This window comes from Caballeronia mineralivorans PML1(12), from assembly GCF_001028175.1.
Taxonomy (GTDB): Bacteria; Pseudomonadota; Gammaproteobacteria; order Burkholderiales; family Burkholderiaceae; genus Caballeronia; species Caballeronia mineralivorans.
Genome location: NZ_AEJF01000221.1, coordinates 1 through 23,690 on the forward strand (window position 1 = coordinate 1; position 23,690 = coordinate 23,690).

General features: G+C 59.5%; 20 protein-coding genes and 2 pseudogenes. 15 read left to right on the forward strand and 7 right to left on the reverse strand.

Annotation, left to right across the window (positions count from 1 at the left end):
• The coding region (locus EOS_RS36080) for a GH36-type glycosyl hydrolase domain-containing protein (protein WP_047897010.1) at positions 1-1,723 on the forward strand (1,723 nt) is incomplete at its 5' end.
• A 175-nt stretch (positions 1,724-1,898) separates the two neighbouring features.
• Positions 1,899-2,444 (forward strand): hypothetical protein, encoded by a 546-nt coding sequence (locus EOS_RS46685; protein WP_047897011.1) that lies wholly within the window; start codon positions 1,899-1,901, stop codon positions 2,442-2,444.
• 40 nt (positions 2,445-2,484) lie between these two features.
• On the opposite strand, the pseudogene EOS_RS45145 reads toward EOS_RS46685, so the two are convergent.
• Positions 2,485-2,895: pseudogene (locus EOS_RS45145) on the reverse strand (IS6 family transposase); the annotation flags it as partial.
• Positions 2,896-3,135: 240 nt separating this feature from the next.
• On the opposite strand from EOS_RS45145, the gene EOS_RS36090 reads away from it, so the two are divergent.
• Both EOS_RS36090 and EOS_RS36095 read left to right on the forward strand, forming a co-directional pair.
• Positions 3,136-4,863, forward strand: a complete 1,728-nt coding sequence (locus tag EOS_RS36090) for a methanol/ethanol family PQQ-dependent dehydrogenase (protein ID WP_047897012.1) — start codon at positions 3,136-3,138, stop codon at positions 4,861-4,863.
• A gap of 81 nt (positions 4,864-4,944) precedes the next feature.
• The gene (locus EOS_RS36095) at positions 4,945-6,144 is read left to right on the forward strand and encodes a c-type cytochrome (RefSeq protein ID WP_047897013.1); all 1,200 of its coding nucleotides are present in this window, start codon (positions 4,945-4,947) and stop codon (positions 6,142-6,144) included.
• A gap of 50 nt (positions 6,145-6,194) precedes the next feature.
• Here the strand turns inward: EOS_RS36095 and pqqA are convergent, their stop codons facing one another.
• Positions 6,195-6,269 carry a pyrroloquinoline quinone precursor peptide PqqA gene (gene pqqA, locus EOS_RS36100; RefSeq protein ID WP_063779127.1) on the reverse strand — a complete coding sequence of 25 codons (75 nt, stop codon included), beginning with the start codon at positions 6,267-6,269 and terminating at the stop codon, positions 6,195-6,197.
• Between the two features lie 224 nt (positions 6,270-6,493).
• Positions 6,494-8,473, reverse strand: coding sequence for a sigma-54-dependent Fis family transcriptional regulator (locus EOS_RS36105; RefSeq protein WP_047897051.1), 1,980 nt, complete (start codon positions 8,471-8,473; stop codon positions 6,494-6,496).
• Positions 8,474-8,735: 262 nt separating this feature from the next.
• On the opposite strand from EOS_RS36105, the gene EOS_RS36110 reads away from it, so the two are divergent.
• Together EOS_RS36110 and EOS_RS36115 are read left to right on the forward strand one after the other, a co-directional pair.
• The gene (locus EOS_RS36110) at positions 8,736-9,443 is read left to right on the forward strand and encodes a tyrosine-type recombinase/integrase (protein WP_053064165.1); all 708 of its coding nucleotides are present in this window, start codon (positions 8,736-8,738) and stop codon (positions 9,441-9,443) included.
• Between the two features lie 417 nt (positions 9,444-9,860).
• Positions 9,861-10,811 (forward strand): SDR family oxidoreductase, encoded by a 951-nt coding sequence (locus EOS_RS36115; RefSeq protein ID WP_235443070.1) that lies wholly within the window; start codon positions 9,861-9,863, stop codon positions 10,809-10,811.
• A 102-nt stretch (positions 10,812-10,913) separates the two neighbouring features.
• Here the strand turns inward: EOS_RS36115 and EOS_RS36120 are convergent, their stop codons facing one another.
• Positions 10,914-11,831 (reverse strand): LysR substrate-binding domain-containing protein, encoded by a 918-nt coding sequence (locus EOS_RS36120; RefSeq protein ID WP_047897015.1) that lies wholly within the window; start codon positions 11,829-11,831, stop codon positions 10,914-10,916.
• A gap of 179 nt (positions 11,832-12,010) precedes the next feature.
• Here EOS_RS36120 and EOS_RS36125 point away from each other — a divergent pair, with 179 nt between their 5' ends.
• From EOS_RS36125 to EOS_RS36145, 5 genes are all read left to right on the forward strand, one after another.
• The gene (locus EOS_RS36125; protein ID WP_047897016.1) at positions 12,011-12,709 is read left to right on the forward strand and encodes a pirin family protein; all 699 of its coding nucleotides are present in this window, start codon (positions 12,011-12,013) and stop codon (positions 12,707-12,709) included.
• Positions 12,710-12,756: 47 nt separating this feature from the next.
• Positions 12,757-13,179, forward strand: coding sequence for a DoxX family protein (locus EOS_RS36130; RefSeq protein WP_047897017.1), 423 nt, complete (start codon positions 12,757-12,759; stop codon positions 13,177-13,179).
• A 199-nt stretch (positions 13,180-13,378) separates the two neighbouring features.
• Positions 13,379-14,182, forward strand: coding sequence for a pirin family protein (locus EOS_RS36135; RefSeq protein ID WP_047897018.1), 804 nt, complete (start codon positions 13,379-13,381; stop codon positions 14,180-14,182).
• Positions 14,183-14,233: 51 nt separating this feature from the next.
• Positions 14,234-15,070 carry an aldo/keto reductase gene (locus EOS_RS36140; RefSeq protein WP_047897019.1) on the forward strand — a complete coding sequence of 279 codons (837 nt, stop codon included), beginning with the start codon at positions 14,234-14,236 and terminating at the stop codon, positions 15,068-15,070.
• Between the two features lie 75 nt (positions 15,071-15,145).
• Entirely contained in the window at positions 15,146-16,153 is a 1,008-nt protein-coding gene (locus EOS_RS36145) for a zinc-binding alcohol dehydrogenase family protein (RefSeq protein ID WP_047897020.1), read from the forward strand.
• A 19-nt stretch (positions 16,154-16,172) separates the two neighbouring features.
• Here EOS_RS36145 and EOS_RS36150 read toward each other — a convergent pair.
• A pseudogene (locus EOS_RS36150) lies at positions 16,173-16,608 on the reverse strand (flavin reductase); the annotation flags it as partial.
• A 46-nt stretch (positions 16,609-16,654) separates the two neighbouring features.
• On the opposite strand from EOS_RS36150, the gene EOS_RS36155 reads away from it, so the two are divergent.
• Positions 16,655-17,278: an MlaC/ttg2D family ABC transporter substrate-binding protein gene (locus EOS_RS36155; protein WP_047897021.1), complete on the forward strand. Its 624-nt coding sequence runs from the start codon at positions 16,655-16,657 to the stop codon at positions 17,276-17,278.
• 55 nt (positions 17,279-17,333) lie between these two features.
• On the opposite strand, the gene EOS_RS36160 is transcribed toward EOS_RS36155, so the two are convergent.
• Positions 17,334-18,980 (reverse strand): extracellular solute-binding protein, encoded by a 1,647-nt coding sequence (locus tag EOS_RS36160; protein WP_047897022.1) that lies wholly within the window; start codon positions 18,978-18,980, stop codon positions 17,334-17,336.
• Positions 18,981-19,182: 202 nt separating this feature from the next.
• Between EOS_RS36160 and EOS_RS36165 the strand changes: the two genes are divergently transcribed.
• From EOS_RS36165 to EOS_RS36175, 3 genes are all read left to right on the forward strand, one after another.
• The gene (locus EOS_RS36165) at positions 19,183-20,199 is read left to right on the forward strand and encodes a sugar ABC transporter substrate-binding protein (protein WP_047897023.1); all 1,017 of its coding nucleotides are present in this window, start codon (positions 19,183-19,185) and stop codon (positions 20,197-20,199) included.
• An 82-nt stretch (positions 20,200-20,281) separates the two neighbouring features.
• The gene (locus EOS_RS36170; protein WP_047897024.1) at positions 20,282-21,073 is read left to right on the forward strand and encodes a TIM barrel protein; all 792 of its coding nucleotides are present in this window, start codon (positions 20,282-20,284) and stop codon (positions 21,071-21,073) included.
• Between the two features lie 52 nt (positions 21,074-21,125).
• Positions 21,126-22,181: a Gfo/Idh/MocA family oxidoreductase gene (locus tag EOS_RS36175; protein ID WP_047897025.1), complete on the forward strand. Its 1,056-nt coding sequence runs from the start codon at positions 21,126-21,128 to the stop codon at positions 22,179-22,181.
• A gap of 25 nt (positions 22,182-22,206) precedes the next feature.
• Here EOS_RS36175 and EOS_RS36180 read toward each other — a convergent pair whose 3' ends face one another.
• Complete coding sequence (locus EOS_RS36180; RefSeq protein WP_152693246.1) at positions 22,207-23,433, reverse strand: GNAT family N-acetyltransferase; 1,227 nt, start codon at positions 23,431-23,433, stop codon at positions 22,207-22,209.
• Positions 23,434-23,690 lie beyond the last annotated feature (257 nt).

The following is a 23,690-nucleotide window of genomic DNA, read 5'->3' on the forward strand; positions in this document are numbered from 1 at the left end:
GTCCGGACGCGCGGGCGCCGGGCTCGACCCGTGCGCGGCGCTCAAGGCAGACTTCGATCTGGCCGATGGCGACAGTCGCGAAATCGTTTTCCGAATGGGTGCGGCGCACGACGCCCAGTCCGCCGGTGGCATCGCGAAAGAGTTTCGTGGCGCGGGTGCGGCCAACGCGCTCGATGCAGTACGCAAGCACTGGCAGGCAACGCTGGGCCGCGTGCAGGTCCGAACGCCCGAACCGGCTGTTGACGTGCTGGTGAACGGCTGGCTGATGTATCAGGTGATAGCTTGCCGGTTCTGGGCGCGCAGTGGCTACTACCAGTCCGGTGGTGCATTCGGCTTTCGCGACCAATTGCAGGACTCCATGGCGATGATCCATGCCACGCCGCAACTTGCCCGGGAGCATCTCTTGCTGTGCGCGGCCCATCAGTTTCCAGAGGGCGACGTGCAGCACTGGTGGCACCCGCCGCTCGGCCGCGGCGTGCGTACCGATTGCTCCGACGACTACCTGTGGCTTGCCGTGGCAACCAGCCGCTACGTGAGCATCACCGGCGACACCAGCGTGCTCGATGAGCGCGTCGGGTATGTCGAAGGGCGGCCGGTCAATCCGGGCGAGGACTCTTACTACGGCCTGCCGGGACCTTCGGCGCTGGTCGAAACACTCTACGAACATTGCGTGCGGGCCATCGAACATGGCCTGACGCAGGGTGCGCATGGGCTGCCGCTGATCGGTTGCGGCGACTGGAATGACGGCATGAACCGCGTGGGGGCACAGGGTCGCGGTGAAAGCGTATGGCTTGGCTTCTTCCTCTACGACGTCCTGCTCAGATTCGCCGAAACGGCAAAGGCCCACGACGATACCGCCTTCGCGAGCCGTTGCCAGAGCCACGCGGTCGTGCTGCGAAACAATCTCGAGGCGCATGGCTGGGATGGCGAATGGTATCGGCGTGCGTATTTCGACGATGGCACGCCACTCGGATCCGCCAGCAATGAAGAATGCAGGATTGATTCGATCGCGCAAAGCTGGTCGGTGCTGTCTGGAGCGGGTCCCGATGAACGGCAGCGCGAGGCGATGGCTTCGCTCGATCGCTATCTCGTCAAGCGTGACGCCGGGCTGATCCAGCTCCTCGATCCCCCTTTCGACCGTTCAGCGCTCGATCCTGGCTATATCAAGGGTTACGTGCCGGGCGTGCGCGAAAACGGAGGTCAATACACGCACGCGGCGATATGGGCGACGATGGCGTTCGCCGTGCTGGGCGAGCGCGAGCGCGCCTGGGAACTACTGCGGATGATCAACCCTGTCCTTCATGGCAACAATGGGCCCGCGATCGAACAATACAAGGTTGAACCTTATGTCATGACCGCCGACGTCTACGGCGTAGGCTCACATGCGGGGAGGGGCGGGTGGAGCTGGTACACGGGTTCGGCGGCCTGGATGTACCGGCTGCTCCTTGAGTCGTTGCTTGGGTTGCGGGTCAGAGGCGATCGCTTGAGCGTCGCACCGCTCCTGCCGGCCAATTGGGACTCGTTTGAGTTGCGCTACTGCTTCGGCAATACGCTCTTTCTCGTGACAGTCAGCCAGTCCACGGGCGACGGCTTGCAGCGTGTCGTTCTCGATGGCGTGTCGCAACCCAACGGCGAGGTGCAACTAATCGACGATGGGCGCGAACACAGCGTCGAGATCGAGATGCCGCGGGTTGTAAGTGTCGTGTCGCTGACTGTCGCTTGATGCTCTTGCCTGATAATTCGTGTAAAGGAGGTCCTGGTAAATTCCGCGATGAGTTTGTTTTGCGTATCTAATACGTTGAATTTCCGGCCTGACGCAACGGGTTCAACCGCGCCTCGCGCGGATGGCTTTTTCGCCAGAACGACGCACCATGTTGGGCAACCCATAGAGAAAAGTGATGGATCTTCGAACCGTTAAAGAAATTGCAAGATTGAAGGCACAGGTCGGGCCGCTGCAAAGGCAATTTGCCGAGCGGTTGAATGCAGCCGTCGCTCAGGCTAAAAGCACCGCGATCGCCGAATTTAAAGACCACTTTACGAAAGGCGGATTCACGGTGGTGGGCGAGGCAAGACGATATGCAGCGACCTATGAGGGTATGCAATTTTTTCTGGAGGTTGGAGAGAAACCGGGGACGCTCTCGTTCTGCGAGTTCTCCCTGGTGCCCCCTGCGATGCTTAACGAATCAAAGGTGACCGTGCGCATGATCCGGAAAGATCCGCCGTTGCCTGGACGGCCCTTCGTGGCGGAGCAGACGAGCTTACTTCGCGACGCGGAGAAGGATCTTGCGGACGCCCGGGCAGCACTTTCAGTGTCGGCGCCCGAGTTTTGCTTTATTGTCGTCGAAGAGGAAAATGCTGAACTGCCTGCTGTTGACGCAACGCAAGAAAACAGCCCTGTCTTCGATACGTTCGGAGATTTTCTGGTGAGCGTTTATCCGCAATAAATAACGGCAATTGCGGTACAGAATGGCGACTACTCACCGGCTGTCCCTTAACAATCATATGCATCCGCTCGATGCCGCTTAACAGGATTCGCGCGCAGCGGAAATTCGTGAACCCCGACGTGGGGCGCGCGCGTTGCTTGATCGCCCGATGGTCCCGCTCGACGAGGTAGTTGAGATATTTTGACTGGCGGATCTTGATGGGCGTTTCACGATCGGCATTGATGGCTTCTAGCGCAGCGAGATTGGCGCCGCTTTTGTCTATCGTCACCGTCTCGGGGACGCCATTCCGAGCGATCGATTTCTCAAAGTAGCGCTGGGCTGCAACCTTGTCCCGATGCGCACGCAACAGAAAATCGATGGTGTTGCCGCCCTTGTCGACTGCCCGATAGAGATACCTCCATTCACCCTTGACCCGGATGTAGGTCTCGTCCATTCGCCAGCTCTTCGCAACGATTGCCCTGTTTAGCAACAGGTCGCACCGGTCCCTGTACCCCGTTGCAACACTTCATGCCCGCGACGACACGGACCATCGACTCGCGCCCGATCCCGTGGCACACCGCCAACCCTTAGGAATACCTCGTTTATCGGTCAATGGCATGCGACTTGCCTTGAACATTTCGTAGCCCGATTTTCACCTACAAGACGAAGGTGTCGCCGCCTTACTCGCGCTGATACTCACCAGGAGACAGGTATGAAAAGGTATTCTATTTTGGCGCTGACATGCGGACCGCTTGCAACGAGCATTGGTGTCATCGTGGGTCTCACGGCAGGGACTGCCGTCGCAGCCGATCCTTATCCGCCCGTGACATATGAACGGCTCACAAAGGCGCAGAACGATCCGGGCTGGCTGACTTACTATCGCTCGTACGACGGACAGTCGCACTCGCCACTCAAGCAAATCGACACATCGAACGCTGCGGATCTCAAGCAGGTCTGGAGTTACAAGTTTCCGGCCGAGCTTCAACAGGGTTTCGAGGCCACGCCCATCGTGAACGGTCGATATCTGTTCGTTACCACGCCAAAGGACAATGTGTATGCGTTCGACGCGGCAACCGGCAAGCAACGCTGGAAGTACGAGCCGAAGCTAGATGCGGAATCGTTCAAGACAGCTTGCTGTGACGTAATCAACAGGGGCGTCGCGCTTTATGGCAAGAGGGTTTATATCGCGATGCTTAGCGGCGATATTGCAGCACTGGACGCAGAAACCGGCGCGGTCGCATGGAAAAAGCAGATGTTCGAACCGGGTATCGGTTACGCGTTTTCGCTCGCTCCGCTCGCGCTCGACGACGCGATCGTCGTCGGCAGTGCCGGGGGCGAATATGGAGCACGTGGCTTTATCGCAGCGCTCAATCCCGACGACGGTGCTGTGTTGTGGAAGCGCTTTACGGTGCCAACTGCAACCGAAAAATACGGCGATACCTGGCCAAAGGGCATGCAGGAGCATGGCGGAGCGCCTGCGTGGCTGACGGGTACTTACGACGCCGTGTCGAAGACACTCTACTGGGGCGTTGGCAATCCGGGACCATGGCTTGCGGACCTGCGCCCGGGCGACAATCTGTATTCGGACTCGCTGCTGGCGATGGACCCGAAAACCGGCGATCTCAGGTGGCATTATCAGTACACGCGTCACGATTCCTGGGACTATGACGGCGTCAACACGCCCGTTCTGGCCAAGATCACGTACGAGAATAAAGACTACGACGCGATCGTCCACGCAGATCGCAACGGCTATTTCCACGCGATCGATCGAACCACCGGCAAGCTTATTTACGCGAAACCCTTTGTGACGGCGACGTCGGTCAAGGGATATACGCCGGAAGGTGCACCGATTCAGGACGATGCCAAGTATCCGAAGGTCGGCTCGACTATCGACACGTGCCCGAGCTTCCTCGGCGGCAAGAACTGGTGGTCGATGTCCTACGATCCCGACAAGCACCTTGCCTTTGTGCCATCGCTGCACGCCTGCATGTCGCTCTCTGGCAAAGCCGTGAACTTCATGGAAGGGCTGCCCTACCTGGGTGAAGGTTTTGAGATCAAGCCGGAACCGGGCAGCAAGGGCTATGGCGAGCTACAGGCCATCGACGTGAACACGGGCAAGAAAGTCTGGAGCCATTGGACAAAACTTCCGTGGAACGGAGGCGTTACTACGACTGCCGGCGGTCTGGCGTTCAGCGGTTCACTCGACGGTCATCTGTACGCCTTCGACGAAACCACAGGAAAGGTCCTGTGGCAAAGCCCGAAGCTCGCGAGCGGCATCATCGCTCAACCTTCGGTCTATGAAATCGACGGACAGGAATATGTCGCTGTACTGACCGGTTACGGCGGTGCAAATCCGATCTGGGGCGGACCGATGGCGAAAGCCGCGGAGAAGGTCGCACGCGGCGGAACGCTCTACGTGTTTGCGCTAAAGCGCGGCTGATCGTGTAACCCTGCCGAGATCCCGACCGGCTCTTGAGGCCGAGGATCACGGCACGCTATAGCTCTCATCGGAAGACCTTTTATGAAAATCCATTTGCAAGCTCTTGCAAACGCAGCCGTTCTGGCTGCGGCAGCCTTGACGCCGGCAGTCTCCAACGCCCACGTGCGCATATGTACGTTTCCCGGCAGTCCCTCGACGGTACTCGACCAGACCGTTGCGCGTGAGGTTTTCAATGTGGCCGGCCTGACCGTATCGTTCGGCAACCGGGGTATCGGCGATGGCGACGACGACGGCATTTCGCTTAAAGAACTCGACAAGGTGTTCAAGAAGCAATGCGACGTGATAGCCGGCTTTCCGCGCTCCCCGGTGGCCGATGGATCGGGCAGCAAATTGTTATTTTCCAGCGGCTATCTGAAATCGGGCTACATCAGCTTGAGCTTGCGCGATGGAGGCGGGCAGGCCGGTGCCCCGGATGTGGTGGCGGCAACCTATGCGAGCCCCGCACAGCTCATCGCAGTACAGCAGCGAGATGTCGAACTCGACCTTGAGAACTCGCCGGAATTGACGGTGGATGCAGTAGCGAGAGGGCGCGCCCGGCGGGCCATTGTCTGGTATCCCGCCGTCGTGGCGTACCAGGGCAAGCACCCGGCACAGCGCTTCGATATCGTCTCGGCGACATCGCCCTATGCCGACTGGGCTCTCGTGTTCGCGTTCGATTCGAAAAACACGGTGCTAAAGAAGCGCGTCGATGCAGCGCTTGCCAAGATGACCGCCGATGGCCGCCTTGCCGCCTTGACGCAAGCATGGAGTCTGCCGGGTGGCGTGAAAGCGACGCAAGCGAAGACCGTCCCGCCTGCGTTCCTCGACGGCCCTGAGCGCCTGGCCGACTCCAGTCAGGAGGGCAGATTTATCAAGGTCGATATGAGCCTGCCCGTCGACGCTCCGGCGTTCAACAAGGCGCAGGTTGCTCACGGCAAGACCTTGTATTCGAGCGCGTGTGCCAAGTGCCACGGACCTGTCCTCGAGGGAGTCACTGCACCGGCATTGCGTGGACCGGCGTTCGCGCCTGCGGCAAATTCTCACCTGACGATCGGAGGGGTGTTTGGGTACATGGCGACCAACATGCCTGCGGATCGGCCAGGCAAGATGCGAGATCAGGACTATGCCGACATCATGGCGTTTCTGCTCTATTCCAATGGGTACGGCGCGAGTCCAAATAAGCTCACCGCGGATGCCGCACGCTCTTCGGCCACTCCGCTCAACGCAGGCAGGTCGCATTGATCGCACCGGGCACTGTATTGCGCTTATCGTGCCCGGCACGCGGTCAGAGACTACCGGGTAGCGATATACATCGTAATTTCGAAGCCGAAGCGCAGGTCGGTGTAGGCGGGGGTGGTCCAGTTCATGTGTGTCTCCTGTGGGTGTGTAATGAGCATCAACGAACCGTTCGTTGGAAACGGTCAGCTCGAATTACGCAAGCTTCGTGCCGGTAGAACGTTGGCCCGTTCGCGTCAGCGCGTTTCGCAGACGCTTCATGTCTCGCGTGATCCGTGCCGATGGTGTTGCAAATTGGTACAGCGATGTTGCGCAACGGAGCAACGCAGAACAATCGGTGCGCCGGCTTCGCGCATCAATATCCGGATTCGCCGACAGTGTCGATAACGGCTCGCGGGACCACTACCTTGCGGTAGATCGTGTTGCGCGAGATGCCGAGCGCGCGAGCCGCAGCCGAAACGTTACCGCGATGACGCTCGAGCGCCCTTGTAATCGCGATCGCCGTGACCTCTTGAAGGATAGGTTCGGTGGCCGGCGCTGCCTTGACCGGTGTCCTCTGCGTGTTGCTGCAGCATCGCAGGTCGTCGAAGAAATCGTCAGGCAGATGCTCGGTCGTGATTTGCCCGTCAGGTTCCACCATGGCAGCGGCCGTGCGTAGCAAATTTCCGAGCTGGCGGAAGTTGCCCGGCCATCGGCACTGCGCGAACAGGCGCATCACGTCCGGTGCGATCGAAAGGTTCACGCCGTGAGCGTTGCAACGCGCCTCCTGCCTAAGCATTTGCTGCGCAACGGCGGTCAAATCGGAGCGCTCGCGCAGCGGCGGCAACTTCACGACGAGGCCGTTCAGGCGGTAATAGAGATCCTCGCGAAACCGGTGTTCCGCGATCATCTCCCGCAGATCGCGGTGCGTCGCGCAGACGATCGCGACATCTACCGGAATCGACTTGGTCGACCCGAGCGGATTGACCAGGCGCTCCTGCAACACGCGCAGCAGACGAGCTTGCAGCGCATAAGGCATGTCACCGATTTCATCCAGGAACAAGGTGCCGCCATCGGCCTGGAGAAGCTTGCCAGAGGCCCCCTTGCGCCGTGCGCCAGTGAATGCTCCTTCCTCGTAGCCGAAGAGTTCGGATTCGATCAGCGTTTCTGGTATTGATGCGCAGTTGACCGCCACGAACGGGCCGGACGCCCGCGGTGAATCCTGATGGATGGCCTGCGCGAGCAGCTCCTTTCCCGTTCCGGTTTCGCCATTGATCAGAATGGGGATGTCGCGTTTGATAACCCTACGGATCTTCGCAATCACCACGGCGACCTGGGGGTCGCCGGTGTCAAGGCTATTCAGGCCTGACAGTCCGCTGCACCTCGCAAACGAGCCCGAAGCGGCGCGCATTGTCGCGCCTGGTGCGGCGCGTGGCCCTCGGTCGGCAAAATCGGTTGCCGCTGCTTGACGGCGGTATTCCACGTTGGCGCTAACGACGACGCCGTCGTGGAGGCAAAGCGGTATGGGCTGGCCCTGATTGTTGCTCATGCGGTCGATCAATTGCGAACAGGGCAATCCGAAGAGCGAGGCGAGGGTGTGTGCGCGCAGCGCCGTCAGGGGAAGCCCTAACTGAAACTGGGCGCTGCGATTGGCAGAGAGAAAGCGGCCATCGCTCGTGAACGCGACCATTCCTTCCATCAATGTGCCGAGGAATTCTGGGCGGCCGTGAAAACGGATTCGCAACGTTTCGCTGAAGATGCTGGCGAACAGATGGTTTTCAATCATTTGAACCGACATCTTCGCCAAAGCCATCGTGTGCTGATGGTAGCTGCGATGATCACCGGTCACGTCGAGCACACCGATCAATTCACCATAGGGATCGAGGATTGGGACGCTGGAGCAGGTCAGAAAGCGATTCGCCGCCAAGTAATGCTGGTCGCCATGGACCACAGTGGGACAGCGCTCGGCTATCGCGGTACCGATTGCATTGGTACCCTGGCGATCCTCCGCCCAGTTCGCTCCTGGCCGCAGGGCGACCTTTTCCGCACGCTTCAGGAAGTCATCATCACCGGTCGAATGAAGCACCAGCCCGTCTGCGTTGGTGAGGACGATCATGCTTTGGGTATTGAGAATCTGTTCGCGCAGCGTCGCCATCACCGGCATGGCGTGCGCGTACAGCACCCGGCTTTGCTCCAGCTTCAGATTCAGCTCGGACGCGGGCAAGACGTCATAGTCGGGCCGGCTGGATGTAGTTAGCCCGAAGGCCTCCGAGCGCTCGTGCGAATCGCAGATCAACGGAGTGAGCCAGACGGCGCCTCCTACCGCGGCAACGTCGTGGCCGATGTCATTGCGCATTGTCTCCTCCTTGTTGGAATCCGATCCGATGCCGGAATCCTTGAACTGCAACAGTTAAGCAAAATGCACACCACCGAATGCCTGAAGCCCTGTCGCGGGAATAAGTTACAAGCACTCTGCTTGACATTCTCAGGTTAAAGCGGAAGGGTAGGCGAACAAGGAGCTAATCAAAACAACGCGATCGAGGTAAGCGAGTTCGACATACGGGACGGGTTTTGCCTCGGGGTAAACCTCGCGGCTGAGACTAGTCGGCGGCGTTCGGGTGCCCCCTGTAAAGCACTACGCCGCGATTACGGAGCCGGAGGCACTGGGCAGCTCGTTTCGCGCTATCCACTCCTACAAGGGCACGCTCATAGTCCGTGCTGCTTTGCAGTTCACTCCACTAGTGTTTCAGCGGCCGGGCCAAATAAGGCGCGCGGCGTGGGAGCAATTCGATCTGAAGGGTGGCCTGTGGGTGTGCCCCGCAGCGATGGTGAAGGGAAAACTTGAACGCAAACGAAGTGGTCCCCCTCATCTGGTGCCACTGTCGCGCCAGGCCGTATCGATACTGAGGGATCTCTATATTTTGACGGGACCGACGGGCTATGTCTTTCCAAGCCGGAAGGCCGGTGTTCCTATTTCAGACGGTGCTATCAACGCTGCTCTCCGTACGCTGGGTTATTCGGGGCAAGAAATGACGGGTCACGGTTTCCGTGCGACCGCCCGTACGTTAATTCGTGAGCGACTTGGTTACGACAAGGAAGTGGTGGAGCGCCATCTGGCCCATAGCAGCGATGAGGAGTTGGGGGACGCCTACGATAGAACGCAATTTATCGAGCAATGTACCAAGATGGCGCAAGACTGGGCCGACTATCTTGATCGCCTTGCAATAGGGCTGGTGGACGGTATTTCGGTCGATGCGACGAGGCAAGCCCCATTGCTCGTCGCCACAAAAAGCGACGAAGGTATATCGGAGTCTATCTCGATCTGATTAACTCGGCGCTTCGCGGCTTGGATATAAGCGTATTGAACCAGATGGATGTGGCTTTCGCGGAGCGTTCCCGTTGTTCAATGAACGGATGACCTTCCGATGTAAATGAACATCAGATCTTTCATGGCGAGCAGGATGTAGTCTCGGGCAACTCGAGAGTACCTATCGACGCATCGGGCGTGCCCTCGACTGTGTGGGTAGGAATCCGGCTCATGGGTATTAGCTCGTTCGTGGTTCGATGAGTACACTTCGAACAGGTCAAGCCGCGATGGCGGACAGACGCGGCCTGGACGTGATCAACAGGATATGGCTAATGTCAGTCTCTCTTTGTTGCCTGGTATTCTGTTGTGCCTGGCGCTATGGAATCATCCGGCGCTTCTTGCGTCTCTCCTATGCTTGCGATTGTTTTGATCGCTCTTGCTAGCGAACCTCACCGGCGATCAGTCGATCGAAAAGGACGGGGGCTACATCGACAACGACATGGGTGACGGGTTGATGGCCTTGTTTGGACTCGGCTATGACAGCGGGGACTCGCCCGTTCTTCGTGTGCTTCAAGGAGCCTTCTCGTTCGAAGAAGGTGTGTTTTCAGGTGGCTGCCGGGATTGCGAAGTTCGCTTTGGCCCATGCGGCAAACTTCGTCGGCTGCTGGCCGGAGACTTTGTTGGCGAGCGCGATCGTGTCGCGCGAATCCGAGCCGAGATACGTGTGTGCTTCGAAGTAGGCGAGCATCCGGGGGAGGACACCGTATCGGTGATTCGGCAACAGGACGGCGAAGCTATTTTCGTGGCAACAGACGTCGCCGATGAAGCGCAGGTCGAAGCGCTCGTGGCGGCAGCGGTGGACAAGTTCGGACGGCTCGACGGCGCGTTCAACAACGCCGGCCTCGCCCAAACGAACGTCTTGCTGCACGACTTGACCGCTACGCAATGGCGCCGTATTCAAAGCGTCAACTACGACGGCGTATTCTTCTGCATGAAACATGAGATACGCGCGATGTTGCAAACCGGCGGCGCCATTGTCAACACATCTTCCGCTCTTGGTCGGGTGGCGGTGCCACGCTCGGCCGATTATTGTGGGTCGAAGGGTGGGGTATTGGGTTTGACAAAAGGTGCCGCAGTCGACTATGGCCACCAGCATATTCGCGTCAACGCCATTCTTCCCGGCGCTGTGGATACGCCCATGGTTCAAGCGCTTACGTCCGACCCCCAATTTGCCGGCTTGCTCGAGAAGCTTCGGACCTCTCACCCCGTCGGACGTATCGGCTTACCGGAGGAAATTGCTGCCGCTGCGGTATGGCTCCTGTCGGATCGGTCTTCCTTCGTTACGGGCGCCGAGCTGGCCGTGGACGGCGGTTTTCTCGCAACATAACGAGTCTAAAAGGCGTGTTTGGACTTCTTCCTAATTGCGAACCGTGTGCGAATTCGATAGTTGAGCATCGACGTCTGTATGCCGAGGCCGCGCCCGGCCGCTCTAGCGCTGCAGGTTCAGACCTTCGCATCCTGCAACGAGTGCATCGAGCAAGTGACGGACGGCTGGAACCATGCCTCGGCGCGACGGGAAAATCGCATGTACAAGCCCCGGTGTGCTAGCCAGACCTGGCAGCAGGTGTTGCAAGCGGCCGGCCTGAATATCGGCCTCAACCAGCTCCCTGGGCAGCATTGCCACGCCTACGCCAGATATTGCCGCAACCCGAAGGCTGGCCAGGTCGTCGGTCGCCAAGCGGGGCTGATGTACCCATGACGTCACGCGTCCCTCGACGTCGACCAGGTTCCAGACAAATCGCTCGCTGCTGCTGGCCATGGAGAGAGTGGGCCATTCCTTCACGGATTCGATCGAGCTGGGCGCCGGATGGCGCGCCGCCAGTTCGGGACTGGCAACCAGAACGTGGATCGACAAGCCCAACTGGCGGACGGCGAGATCGGTATTCTCCAACGGCGGAAGCCTGACCCGGATGGCAAAGTCCAGCCCTTCCTCGACGACATCCACGCGGCGGTTGGTTGCATCAAGCAGGACCTGGACATCGGGGTTGTCTTGTACGTATCGGGCGATGAGTGTGGAGATACCGGATTCCAGTAAGGCCACGGGGCAGGCGATGCGCACGGTGCCCTGCGGCTTGGAGCGCGTGCGGTCCACGATATCTTTGGCGGCCTTTGCTTCCGCCACCAGCGCAAGGCAATGCTGATGGAACTGACGCCCGGTTTCCGTCAAGGACAGGCTCCGGCTGGTGCGATTGAGCAGGCGAACGCCAAGTTCTTCTTCCAGGGCGCGAATACGCCGGCTGAGTTTCGACGTCTGCAATCCGAGGCTGCGAGCGGCCGCCGTGTAGCTTCCATGCTCGACCACCTCTGAGAAGAGCCGAAGATCATTGAGGTCGGTGATTGCGTTCATGGGCAGACTTCAACTCCTTCTGATCGTTCTATCTGTAGCAACAATGCGTTCCAATCCAGCATCTATGCACGAGTTCGTTGCAAATATAGCATTCGTCTCAACACTTACACCAGCGCCGAATTTGGCGGGTGACACAGGTGACAAGCGTCGCATTGCGATGGCGGGAAACGGAGGCGGACATGCTCACACACAGGCGTTGGGAATCATTGGACGGGGCGGAACTCGGCTGGCTGCGTGCGAAACACCATTTCGTGGTGAGCGCCGACGGCAATCCCACGCACGCCGCCTTGGGTCCCCTGATTGTCTGGAACGACGACGAAATCGCCGTTGGCAGCGGTTTCCCCATGCACGGGCACCGTGACATGGAGATCATTACCTATGTGCGCCAGGGCCTGCTCGGGCATCGTGACACCTTGGGATCCGAGGGAACGATCCCCGCGGGCGATGTGCAGGTCATGAGCGCCGGCAGGGGCATACGTCACGCCGAGTTCAACCGGGGCGAAGTGCCGCTCAAGCTCTATCAGATCTGGCTGCTACCTCGTGAAGCTGGTGGTGAACCCGCGTGGGGCACCAAGCCGTTTCCCAAAGGCGACCGGTCTGGACGATTCGTAGTCCTTGCCAGCGGATTTGCCGGCGATGAAGGTGCGCTCCCTGTTCGCGCCGATGCGCGTGTGCTTGGCGCGATGCTAAAGGCAGGAGAAAGCGTTCGACACGAGTTGGGTGCAGCGCGCCGTGCCTATCTCGTCGTGGCCTCGGGACGCATTGAAGTGAATGGCGAGCCCGTTGGGCCGCTGGATGGCGTGGCGATCGCGAAGGTCGCTGCAGCGCAGATTTCCGCTCTTGAAGATTCCGAGCTGGTGATGGTGGACGCCGGCTAATTCCCTTTTTTGTACTCCACCTACGCAAACTCACTTAGGAGATGGTCATGGAACGTTTCAAATTTCTTCCGCTGTTGGGCCGCATTCTGATCGGGGCACCGTTTGTCATGAGCGGGCTGGGCAAACTAGCGACGTACGGTGCGACGGTTGGCTATATTGCCGCCATGGGTCTGCCCGTGCCGCCACTCGCGTTCGTCGTTGCCGTGTTGACCGAACTGGGCGGTGGCCTGCTGCTGCTGTCGGGCTACAGGGCTCGCGTCGTGTCGTTGGCGATGGCGGCGTTCTGTGTGGTCACTGCGATTTTCTTTCACCACAACTTCGCGGATCAAAACCAGATGATTCACTTCCTCAAGAACGTGATGATGGCCGGTGGCCTCCTGCAGATCACCTGGTTCGGTGCCGGCGCGTTCAGCCTGGACGCGCGCTCCGGGCGGATAGTTTTGCGTGTTTCGCCTCTGAAGGCGAGCTAAGAAGACGGACTCGTCGAGGCGATCGCTTGCCTGATCCGGTGTGCGATCGGCTCGTCGTGATGTTTCTCTGTTGTCGGAGTACCACTGGGAGTCAACACCATGTCTTTCGAAACGATCCCATCGCAAAGTTCTGCAGAAGATGGCGCATTGCTCGATTTGAAAACTACGGCTCAAACCTCCGCTTCGCTGCGCAAGAGCGATAGTCACGCGGACGGCAGGTCGGCAACACGGTCCCGTAAAGCGGCTGGTTAGCCCGGCCGAACTTGGAGAGATGCTGAAACCTTTTGTCTTTCTCGACTATTTCGATAGCTCGACGAAAGCCGAAATGCGGTTTTCCATGCATCCCCATTCCGGCCTCGCCACGACGACCGTGTTGCTGGAGGGTGAAGTTGAATATGAAGATACGACGGGCGCATCAGGGATCATGCCAGCCGGTGGCGTCGAGTGGATGAATGCGGGTGGGGGCGTGTGGCACGATGGTCGTGCCAGAGGCGATGGGCCGGTGCGCGGCTATCAACTGTGGGTCGCGTTGCCACCTGAGCTCGAACTCGACGCGCCCCTTAGCCAGTATCTATCTGCGAACGAAGTCCCTCGCACCGGTCCGGCCCGCGTCATCCTGGGTCGTTATGGAAATGTCGAAAGCCCGGTACCCGCACCCCCAGGCATCAACTACCTGCTCGTGCGGCTTTCGGCTGGAGAGCAGTGGCAGTACACGCCGCCGGCTGGTCACACCGTCGCCTGGCTAAGCATCCAACACGGCGCGCTACGTATCGCCGACGAAGTCATCTCCAGCGAGCTTGTCGTGTTTGGCGACTCCGAAGACGTCTTGGCATTCACAGCCGACGAAGATTCGGAGTTTGTCCTCGGCTCCGCGGTCGCCCATCCGCACAATCTCGTGCTTGGCTATTACTCTGTTCATACGTCGTCAGAGGCGTTGCGTGCGGGGGAAACGAGGATCAAGGAGATTGGGGCACAACTGCGTCGCCGCGGCCGCATTGGGTAATCCCCCAAAAGCGGTTTCGGCAGGATGCGAAGACTCTATCGGGAATACCTCATGCAAAACGTCAATGTTGGTAGCGCGGCCATTCCGGCCATCGGTTTTGGCACTTACGGAATGAGTGGCGCCGACGTGTATCGACTCATTCCTGCAGCCCTTCGTGCCGGTTTCCGTCATGTCGATACCGCGCAAATTTACGGTAACGAGGGCGAAATCGGCGACTGCGTGGCCGCGTCCGGCATTCCAAGAAGCGAAATCTTTCTGACAACCAAGGTGTGGGTTAGCAACTACTCAGAGAGATTTTTCGAAGCATCCGTCAACGAGAGCCTCCGAAAGCTCAAGACGGACTATATCGATCTGCTTTTGCTGCACTGGCCGCAATCGGACGTGTCGCTGGCCGAGCAGATCGCGGGACTCAATGCAGTCGCACGCGCCGGCAAGGTTCGGCACATCGGCGTCAGCAATTTCAACCGCGCATTGATGACGGAATCTATCCGACTCTCTGCGGTTCCTCTCGTGACGAATCAGTTCGAATACCATCCGTATCTGAACCAGTCCTTGCTCATCGAAAGCACGCTGCAGGCGGGGCTTGCCGTGACAGGATACTGCGGCATGGCGATTGGCCGTGTCTTCTCGGACCCAACGCTCAAGGAGATCGCGGCCCGCCATGACAAGACCATCGCCCAGATCGTCTTGCGGTGGCTTGTTCAACAGCGTGGGATTGTTGCGCTTTCGAGGACCACCCGGATCGATCGACTGGCACAGAATCTAGCGGTATTCGACTTTGAGTTGGATGGCGCGGACATGGCGGCAATACACGCGTTGGCGACGACAGACAGCCGAATTGTCGATCCGCCCGGACTCGCCCCGCTGTGGGACAGCATGAGCGCTTGACTACATGTGCTCTGGATTTGCACCCGCGAATGGCCGAGCCTCGAAGCTTTGGCGTAGACGGAATCGGAGCATTTGATGAAGGCGATTGGTTATGCAGCAAAGGGGGGCGTCGAGGTCTTGACCGAGCTTGAACTCCCGATGCCGGAACCAGGTCCGCGCGATCTGCGGGTCGCGGTGAGGGCAGTGTCGGTGAATCCCGTCGATGTGAAGCGCCGTCGCTGGGAAGATCCTCCGGAGAGTTCGCATCCGAGCGTGTTGGGCTACGACGCTGCGGGCGTTGTCGAAGCGGTTGGAAGCGAGGTCACCTTCTTCAAGCCGGGTGACGAAGTCTTCTATGCGGGCGCGATGGACCGGCCCGGGACGAACTCGGAGTTTCATCTCGTCGACGAGCGAATCGTCGGGCCCAAGCCCGCCTCATTGTCGTTCACCGAGGCGGCGGCTTTGCCGCTCACTTCGATAACTGCGTGGGAAATGCTTTTCGACCGCATGAAAGTACCGTACGGCTTGCTCAAACCCTGCGGTACGTTGCTTGTCCTGAACGGAGCGGGTGGCGTTGGCTCCATGCTGATCCAGTTGGCGAACCGTCTCACGGGTCTCACCGTCATCGCAACGGCATCCCGGCTCGAAAGTGTCGAGTGGGTACGCAAGCTCGGCGCAAGGTACGTTGCCGACCATAGCAAGCCCATTGACGAAGCACTCCACGCGATCGGCTTCAGTGGCGTGGACTATATCGGGGCGATCACTACGACGCCTGGCAGTGCACCCAGCCTCGCTCGCGCGATGAACCCCCAGGGTCATATCACGCTGATCGACAACTTCGACGACAGCATCGCACCGTTCAAGCCGAAGAGCATCACTGTTTCGTGGGAGATGATGTTCACCCGGTCGCTGTTTCAGACAGCGGACATGGACGTACAGCACCGCCTGCTGAAGCTAGTGTCGGATCTGGTCGACGCCGGTATGCTGCGGACGACACTCACGCACGTGGGCGGCTCCTTGACGGCGGCGAATCTTCGCCTCGCCCACGAGCGGATCGAAACGGGCAGGACGATTGGAAAAACCGTGCTGGAAGGTTTCCAATAATGAGTGCCACCACCACTTCCTATCTCGTCGTCGCCAAATCGGGGCGCTTTATCCGATGGAAATTCCGAACAAAGTAAATCAAACCGTCGCCATTGCTTCGTACCTGAACTTGCGATGCCTCGATAAACATAACGGAGTGCGAACCAACGTCTTTAAGGTCAACAATCTTTCCTTCAATACTGGCGAGAGCGTCGTGCAAAACCGGCACGCCTTTGTTGCCGAGGTTCCACTTGGCCGTCTCGAACCGGTTACTCATCGGCATTTGTGTCATACCTGCAAAATCACGCGCAAGCTGTTCGCGCTCCCCGGGGAAGGACGTTGATACAAAGTTCGCGATTGTTTTCGAAGATCCGGTGCGTGGCACTCGACCGATTGATGCAGACCAGCAGCGTCGGAGGATTGTCTGTGACGGAGCACACAGCGCTTGCGGTGATGCCACAGCGCCCCATCGGGCCGTCTTAGTCTAGTATTGCGTTAACGCATTCAGCCAGGCATCGGCATATGAAAACGCTATTCCTGATCCTCTTCTGCTCAACGCTGTTCACACGCGGCGGCGTGGCGTATGCGCAGGTGAACCAATCGGATCCGCAGGCGCTGATCGAGACAGCAACGCAGCAGGTGCTGGACGAGGTGCGCATTCGGGCGGTCGAGCCGGGCGATATCCCTCGTATCATGGGCATCGTGAATAAAAGCATCCTTCCCTACACCGATCTTCGTCGCACGACGCAGCTCGCGATGGGCCGGCACTGGAAGACGGCGACGCCTGCGCAGCAGGAGCAGGTCACCGAACAGTTCAAGCTGCTACTGATTCACACGTATTCGGGCGCCATTGCGCTACTTCGCCCGGATCAACGGATTGAGTACCCTCCGTCGCGCATCTCACCGGCCGATACGGATGTCGTAGTGCGCACAATCGCGATGAGCAACGGCCAGCCAATGGAGATCGACTACCGGTTGTACAAAGCGCCAGGCGGTTGGCGCTTATATGACCTGAACGTGCTGGGCGCCTGGTTGATCCAGACATACCGGCAACAGTTCAATGACAAGATCCAGCAGGCTGGCGTGGAAGGACTGATTCAGTTTCTCACTGAGCGCAACCAGCAGCTTGCGTCGGGACGACCGTAACCGGTTGCGCCCAGGCAATGGACCTTCGCCCGGCGAGCGTGCTCATTTTTTGATTTCAACGTTCATAACAGATATTGGCCAGCGCATCTTGCAGCTTGCCGAGCCCTTGGCGTATGTCGCCAGCGCCATCGAACAACAAGGCTTGCAGATGATCGCTCAAGATTTGCGTCAGATCGTGGTATCGCGGCGCGGCCGGGCAGGGAAACGCCTGGATGCCGCCGGTCTTGGCTAGCCGGTCCATCACCGCAATGACGCGATTGCGCTGTAAAACGTAGCGGTCTTCCGCAACCGAATGACGCGCATTACCCGCGGCGCCATGCAAAACGAAATACTTCATCAATTCAGGCGACGTCAGCGTTTCGACCGCGTTCCATGCCGACTTCGCGGCGGGTTCAGTGTTTCTCGACGGTATCGCCAGCAGCGCACCTCCCAGCGGCGAAATCGGCTTCATGCCAGGCGCGAACGTCGGATGCAATTGCAGCCCGATGCGACCGCCTTTCTGCAACAGCGCATGGCTGTCGAGCATGCCGTACCGATTGGACCAGTGATAACACATGGCCGCTCGTCCTGAGCCGAAGATCTGCGCGTTGCGCGCCCAATGCAGGCTGCGTAGTTGAACGGGTGAATAGGGGATCAGCTCTCGAAGGTATTCAATGACGCGCCTGCCGGCTTCGCTATCGATATGCAGGACATCTTCGTCGACAGAAAGCGCCCCTTGCGCGCCGAGAATCTGCAGGAATGATTCCGCAAGAGGCAAGCCAGGTGCTGCGCTCCAGGTGATACCCGCGCGCTCCTGGCTCGGCCGCTGCAGGCGGCGCGCGCAGTGAACGACGTCCTCGAAGGTAACCGGAGGGCTGAGACCTTCGGCCTCGAACAGATCCTGGCGGTACCACAGGAAATCGAGCGTCGGCTGCAGCGGGATCGCGTAGAGCTGTCCGTTGTTCCATCCGGCTCGCCAGACCGCATCGTAGAAATCCGCGCCGGAAAAACGCCCGCCAGCTTGTAACGCCTGCAGTTCGAGCAGGTGTCCATGACGTGATAGTTCGGCCAGCCACGGGAAGGGAATGGCGACGAGCAGCGGAGCCGTTTCTTCGACGCAGGACTCGCCTGCGAGTGTCTGCTCGAGCGCCTGACGGTACGCATCCTGCGGATACGTCAGCACCCGCAGGCGGACGCCGAGGAAGCGTTCAATGTCGGTGCGGTTGTGCTTGACGATGTCGAAGACCGGGTCCTCATAGGCGACGAGCGTCAATTCGATCGCATCGTTGAAACCCTGGACCGCCGCGCGTGGCCATGCAATGTCCGGTGCGGGCGCGAGGCTGGCTGCGTCGAAGCGATCGAGCGAATGGGTGTGGCTGGCGCCCACGATGAGGCGGATCGTCTGCTCGGTGATGCTGTCGAGTCGTTCGAGCAACGCCGCGGTCGGGATCACCGTGGCGCGGTTCCCTGTGCCGGAAAGCGGACGAAATTGAAGCCAGCCCCGGGCCTTCAGTGCGAACACCGCACGTCGCGCACTCGTGCGAGGCAGGCCGGACAGGTCGGCCAGCGCAGTGATTGTTGTGTACTTGTCGCTCAGGTGGTTCTGCAGCAGCGCGCCAAGCACCGGCCACGTGGTCTGAGCGTCGTCGCCGAGTTCGTGGCGCAGTACCTCCGATAGCTTGTCAATGACGGCTATTGCGGCGCGGCAATCACGTGCATGCATCGAAACGAGCTCCCGTAACTAACCCGATAACAGTGGGATGGTTTTATCGTGGAGCAGCATAGCATCTCCTAGGTATTGATTTTATTGAAAATAACCAGAATGGATATTTTCGAGCACCCGTTTTGCGACGACTCGGTCATAGGATGCAAGCACGCAGCGCCCCATGAGGCGAACGCGGCTAAAAACGAACAGGAGACGACGTATGAGACGAGTGGCACGCCTGATAGCGGCAGTGGCCGTACTGGCATTCAGCCTGCACGCAGCAGCGGATGCGCGATTCGTTGTAGTGACGCACGCGCCCGATGCGGATCCGTTCTGGAATGTGGTCAAGAGCGGGATTCGGGACGCCGAGAAGGATTTCGGCGTGTCGGCCGACTATCGCAATCCTCCCAACGGCGATCTCGCCGACATGACCCGCCTGCTTGAACAGGCGGGTGCGCGCAACTATGACGGCGTTGCGACGACGATCGCCGATCTTGACGTCGTCGCGCGTCCGGTGAAGGCGATCGTGGTCAGAGGCGTGCCGGTCATCACCTTTAACTCTGGTACAGCCAAGCAAAGCGAATCGCTCGGTGCGTTAATGCACATCGGCCAGCCCGAGTACGAGGCCGGCAAGGAAGCCGGCCAACGAGCGAAGGCTGCAGGCGTCAAGAGCTTTCTGTGCGTCAACAACAACGTGACCAACCCGGAGTCTTTCGAGCGTTGCAGGGGATTTGCTGAAGCCATTGGCGCGGACTTCAAGAAGGCGACGCTCGATTCCGGAAACGACCCGATCGAAGTCGAAAACAAGGTGTTCGCAACGCTGCACGAACGGCCGGGGACGCAGGCCGTGCTGGCCCTCGGTCCAACGTCTGCTGTGCCCGCACTGCGCGCGGTCCAGAAGCTCGGGCTGACAGGGAAGATATATTTCGCGACGTTCGACCTGACCCCCGAAGTCGACCAGGCGATCCAGGCCGGGACGGTCGCGTTCGCAATCGATCAGCAGCCGTACCTGCAAGGCTATATTCCGATCGCGTTGCTGGCGATCATGAAGCGGGACAACAACCGGGACGTCGGCAAGGCATGCGCAACGCTGGCCGCCGATCCGAAGTTCAAGGGACATCTGGAGACCTACGGCCTGACGCCGCACTTCGGGCCGGCCGGCGTGGATACCGGGCCAGGTTTCGTCACGCGCGACAACGTCCGGACGGTCGAAAAGTACGCGGGACAGTATCGCTGAACGAGTACTCCGCCGCGAGGGCGCTCAGGCCGGGTCGCGCGGCGGCATGAAATCCAATCGTGGATGATCAGGAGGATCACGCATGTTTCAACTGGCCGTATGTGCAGAAATGGTTTTTCGTGACCTGCCATTTGTCGAGCGGGTCAAAAAAATTGCCGGGATGGGCTTCCAGGTCGAGATCTGGGACTGGACCAGGCAGGACATTGGCGCGCTGGTCGATACGGGCGCCACGTTTTCGTCGATGACGGGTTATGTGGAAGGCGATCTGATCACGGCAGATGGCGCACAGGCGCTCTCGCGAACCGCCGCGCAATCCATCGAGGTAGCGCAGCGACTGCGCTGCCCGCGCCTGAATCTGCACGGTACCGGACTGGACGGGAACGGCATGCCTGTGAAGCCCATACCGGTTGTATCGGGCGCGATGTGGCTCGCCGCGCGTCGCACGCTGGCGAAGGTAGCCGAGCTCGGGCAGCGTGCAGGCGTCACTTTCTGCCTCGAGAACCTGAACACCGAGGTGGACCATCCCGGCGTGCCGTTTGCGCGCGCAGCCGATACGCTCGCGCTGGTCGAAGGGGTGAATAGTCCGCATCTTCGCCTCAATCTGGATCTTTACCACGCGCAAATCGGCGAAGGCAACCTGATCGAACTGGTTCGCCGCGCGCTTCCCTTTGTTGGCGAAATCCAGGTTGCCGATGTTCCCGGACGCTGCGAGCCCGGCACCGGCGAGATCAATTACCCGGCGATTGCCCAGGTGCTGGCGGACGCCGGCTACCGAGGCACGGTCGCGCTGGAGGCCTGGGCGAGCGGAAACGACGAACTGGCCCTGCAGCGGTTTCGGGACGCCTTCTCGGTACACGAGAACGTTACTGCCTGAATTGATAGTTAGACCATCGGCTAACGCAACCATCCTAAACATAGGAATACGTATGAATACGCAAAAACCCGTTCGCGTGGGTCTTATCGGCGCCGGCGCCATCGGTTCATTTCACGGCGAGAGCATTGCCCGCCGACTGCACAATGCGCAGCTTGCAGCTATTGCCGATCCTTCCCCCGGTGCAGCGCAGCGGCTTGCGGAGCGACTCGATTGCCCCGTCGCGGTGACACAAGCCGAAGAGATCATCGCGAATCCGGATATCGATGCGGTGGTCATTGCCGCGCCAGCCCGCTTTCACGCCAGCCTCGTTGTGTCGGCTGCACGAGCGGGGAAAGCCGTGTTCTGTGAAAAGCCGATGGCGTTGACACTCGACGAAGCCAACATGGCGATCGAGGCTGCGCGTGCGGCGGGCGTCCCGCTGCAGGTCGGCTTCAACCGTCGCTACGACAAGGCGTGGGCCGAAGCTCATGACGCGATTGTCTCGGGTGAACTGGGGACCCCGCAACTGCTGCGTTCGCTGACCCGCGATCCGGGTCTTGCCGATCCGGCGCGCGTTCCGGTATGGGCGATTTTCTTCGAAACGCTGATTCACGACTTCGACACATTGCGATTTCTGAATCCAGGCTCGGAAGTCACGGAGGTTTATGCCATCGCGGATGCGCTCGTTCGGCCGGATTTCAAGGAGCGCGGCCTGCGGGACACCGCGCTCGTCAGCATGAGGTTCGACAATGGAGCGATGGCCACCGCGGAAGCGAATTTCCATGCTGTCTACGGCTACGATGTTCGCGGCGAAGCTTTCGGTTCCGGCGGGATGGTCACGATGGGCGACGTCCGACGCTCGAACATGGCCCGGTTCGCGGCGGATGGCGTGTGCAATGCCACTACTCGGCTTAATACGGACCTCTTTCAGGACGGCTACACGGCCCAGCTTGCGTCCTTCATGGACGCGGTGAGATCCGGTGTGGTCAGCGGACCAGGCGGAGAGGATGCGCGCGCCGCGTTGGCGATCGCGCTTGCGTGCGTGCATTCGGTGAACGTTGGACGGCCCGTACGCCTTGCCGACATTATCGAATCGCCGCCCGTCTTGGCGCTCTATGGCGTCGCGTGACAAGCTTGTTGCAGTGTGCTTTCGCTCAAGGCGAGTTCGCGGCCATCTTTCCCGCCGGTTCGGCGCTGCGGACCGGCGCAAAACCTAACGTTCGAGCGAGCCGGCCCGCGCGCGCTCGAACTAGCCCCCAGTTCGTGTTCACCGTATGAAAGGTCCACGCCGAAGAGGCATTTTGGTTACTCCAGTATGACTTGAAATGCTCTGAGCCCACCCCGAAATCCAGATCGAAGCGCTGTTCGAACGCCCATTTCACACAGTGTTCGACCGCTATCGAGCCTGGACCGAACTTCCCATACTTCTCGTTGAAACCGCCCATGATCGCGTTGGCGCAAGGGTTCCCAATAGTCGCGATCAAAGCAGCAATAGGCACGTTATCCAGAGAGACAATGATGAGGCGCGCCATCGCGTGACCGTCGGATGCGCTGAGCAGCGCAACGAGAAAGGTCTGAAAATAAGATGAATGCAGCCAGTCACCATGTTTGTGGACTCGATCGCTCCAGCCACGCTTCCATTGCAGCATCCGGTCGACCATGGTTGCAATCTCTTCCGTGTCCGCCGGATCTGCCATGCGTATGACTAACGCTCCTTCCTTGGACAAGCGGCGTTGAAGCGCTCCGGGTTTTTTGCGGTACAAAGTCCCCAGCTTGCCGCAAAACACGTCCCAGTCGTTTTCGTCTCTCAGCTTCGCAATCCAGGAATCATCCCGTTTGGCGCTCACGACACGGCGGTGCCGCCGTGCAAGATCGTACAGTTCGGATCCTTCGTGCGTGTACGGCAAGTGCATGAAATCGGCGCCACAACGACGACATGCCAAACGCCACGCACCTGCGATCAGCGCTGCAGCGAATTGGTCACTGGCTACAAGAACGCTTGTGTAGTCGCCGGCGTCCGGGCTCAAAGGAAGCAGATAGGTCCATAAAGCCCGCCTGTAGGTAACGAGGGGCCATACCATCACCAGGCGCCCATTTTCGCGACACACGAGGCACCGTAGGCGTCTGCCTTGTGGCTTGGCTACGTGAAGCCACGCGAGCAGGCAAACACTGAAGGCCTGATAGTAGCGGCCATTTGCTCTAGACCAAAGCGCGTCCCAATCATCCTTCAGCGCACGGAACTGGTTTTCGTCACTGATGATTTCATATTGCAGGTCTGTGTCGCGCATGGCATCTCGAAGAATGATCGTGGTTGGGCGCGGTCGTGTCTCTTCTCGTCGGATACATCGCCCGAAACGGCCGGCAAACGCGTTCGGCTTCAATGTTCCTAAGTGCTGGCGGGGAAACCCGTGTCTGCATGTTTTTCACCATGCATTCTCCTCGCCGCGTATCGCCACAACCGTTAGCTTGCGAACACAGTCATCATCATTCACTGCCGGGCGCCACGATCATGCTCGACAGCTACCGGGATGATGGCCATCTTGGGCAGTACGCGATCGTGGTGCCTTCGCTGGATCTAATCGTAGTCAATCGTGTTGATCCGAGGCTTACTTCGAAGCGTGTAGGGAAGTAAAGAAAG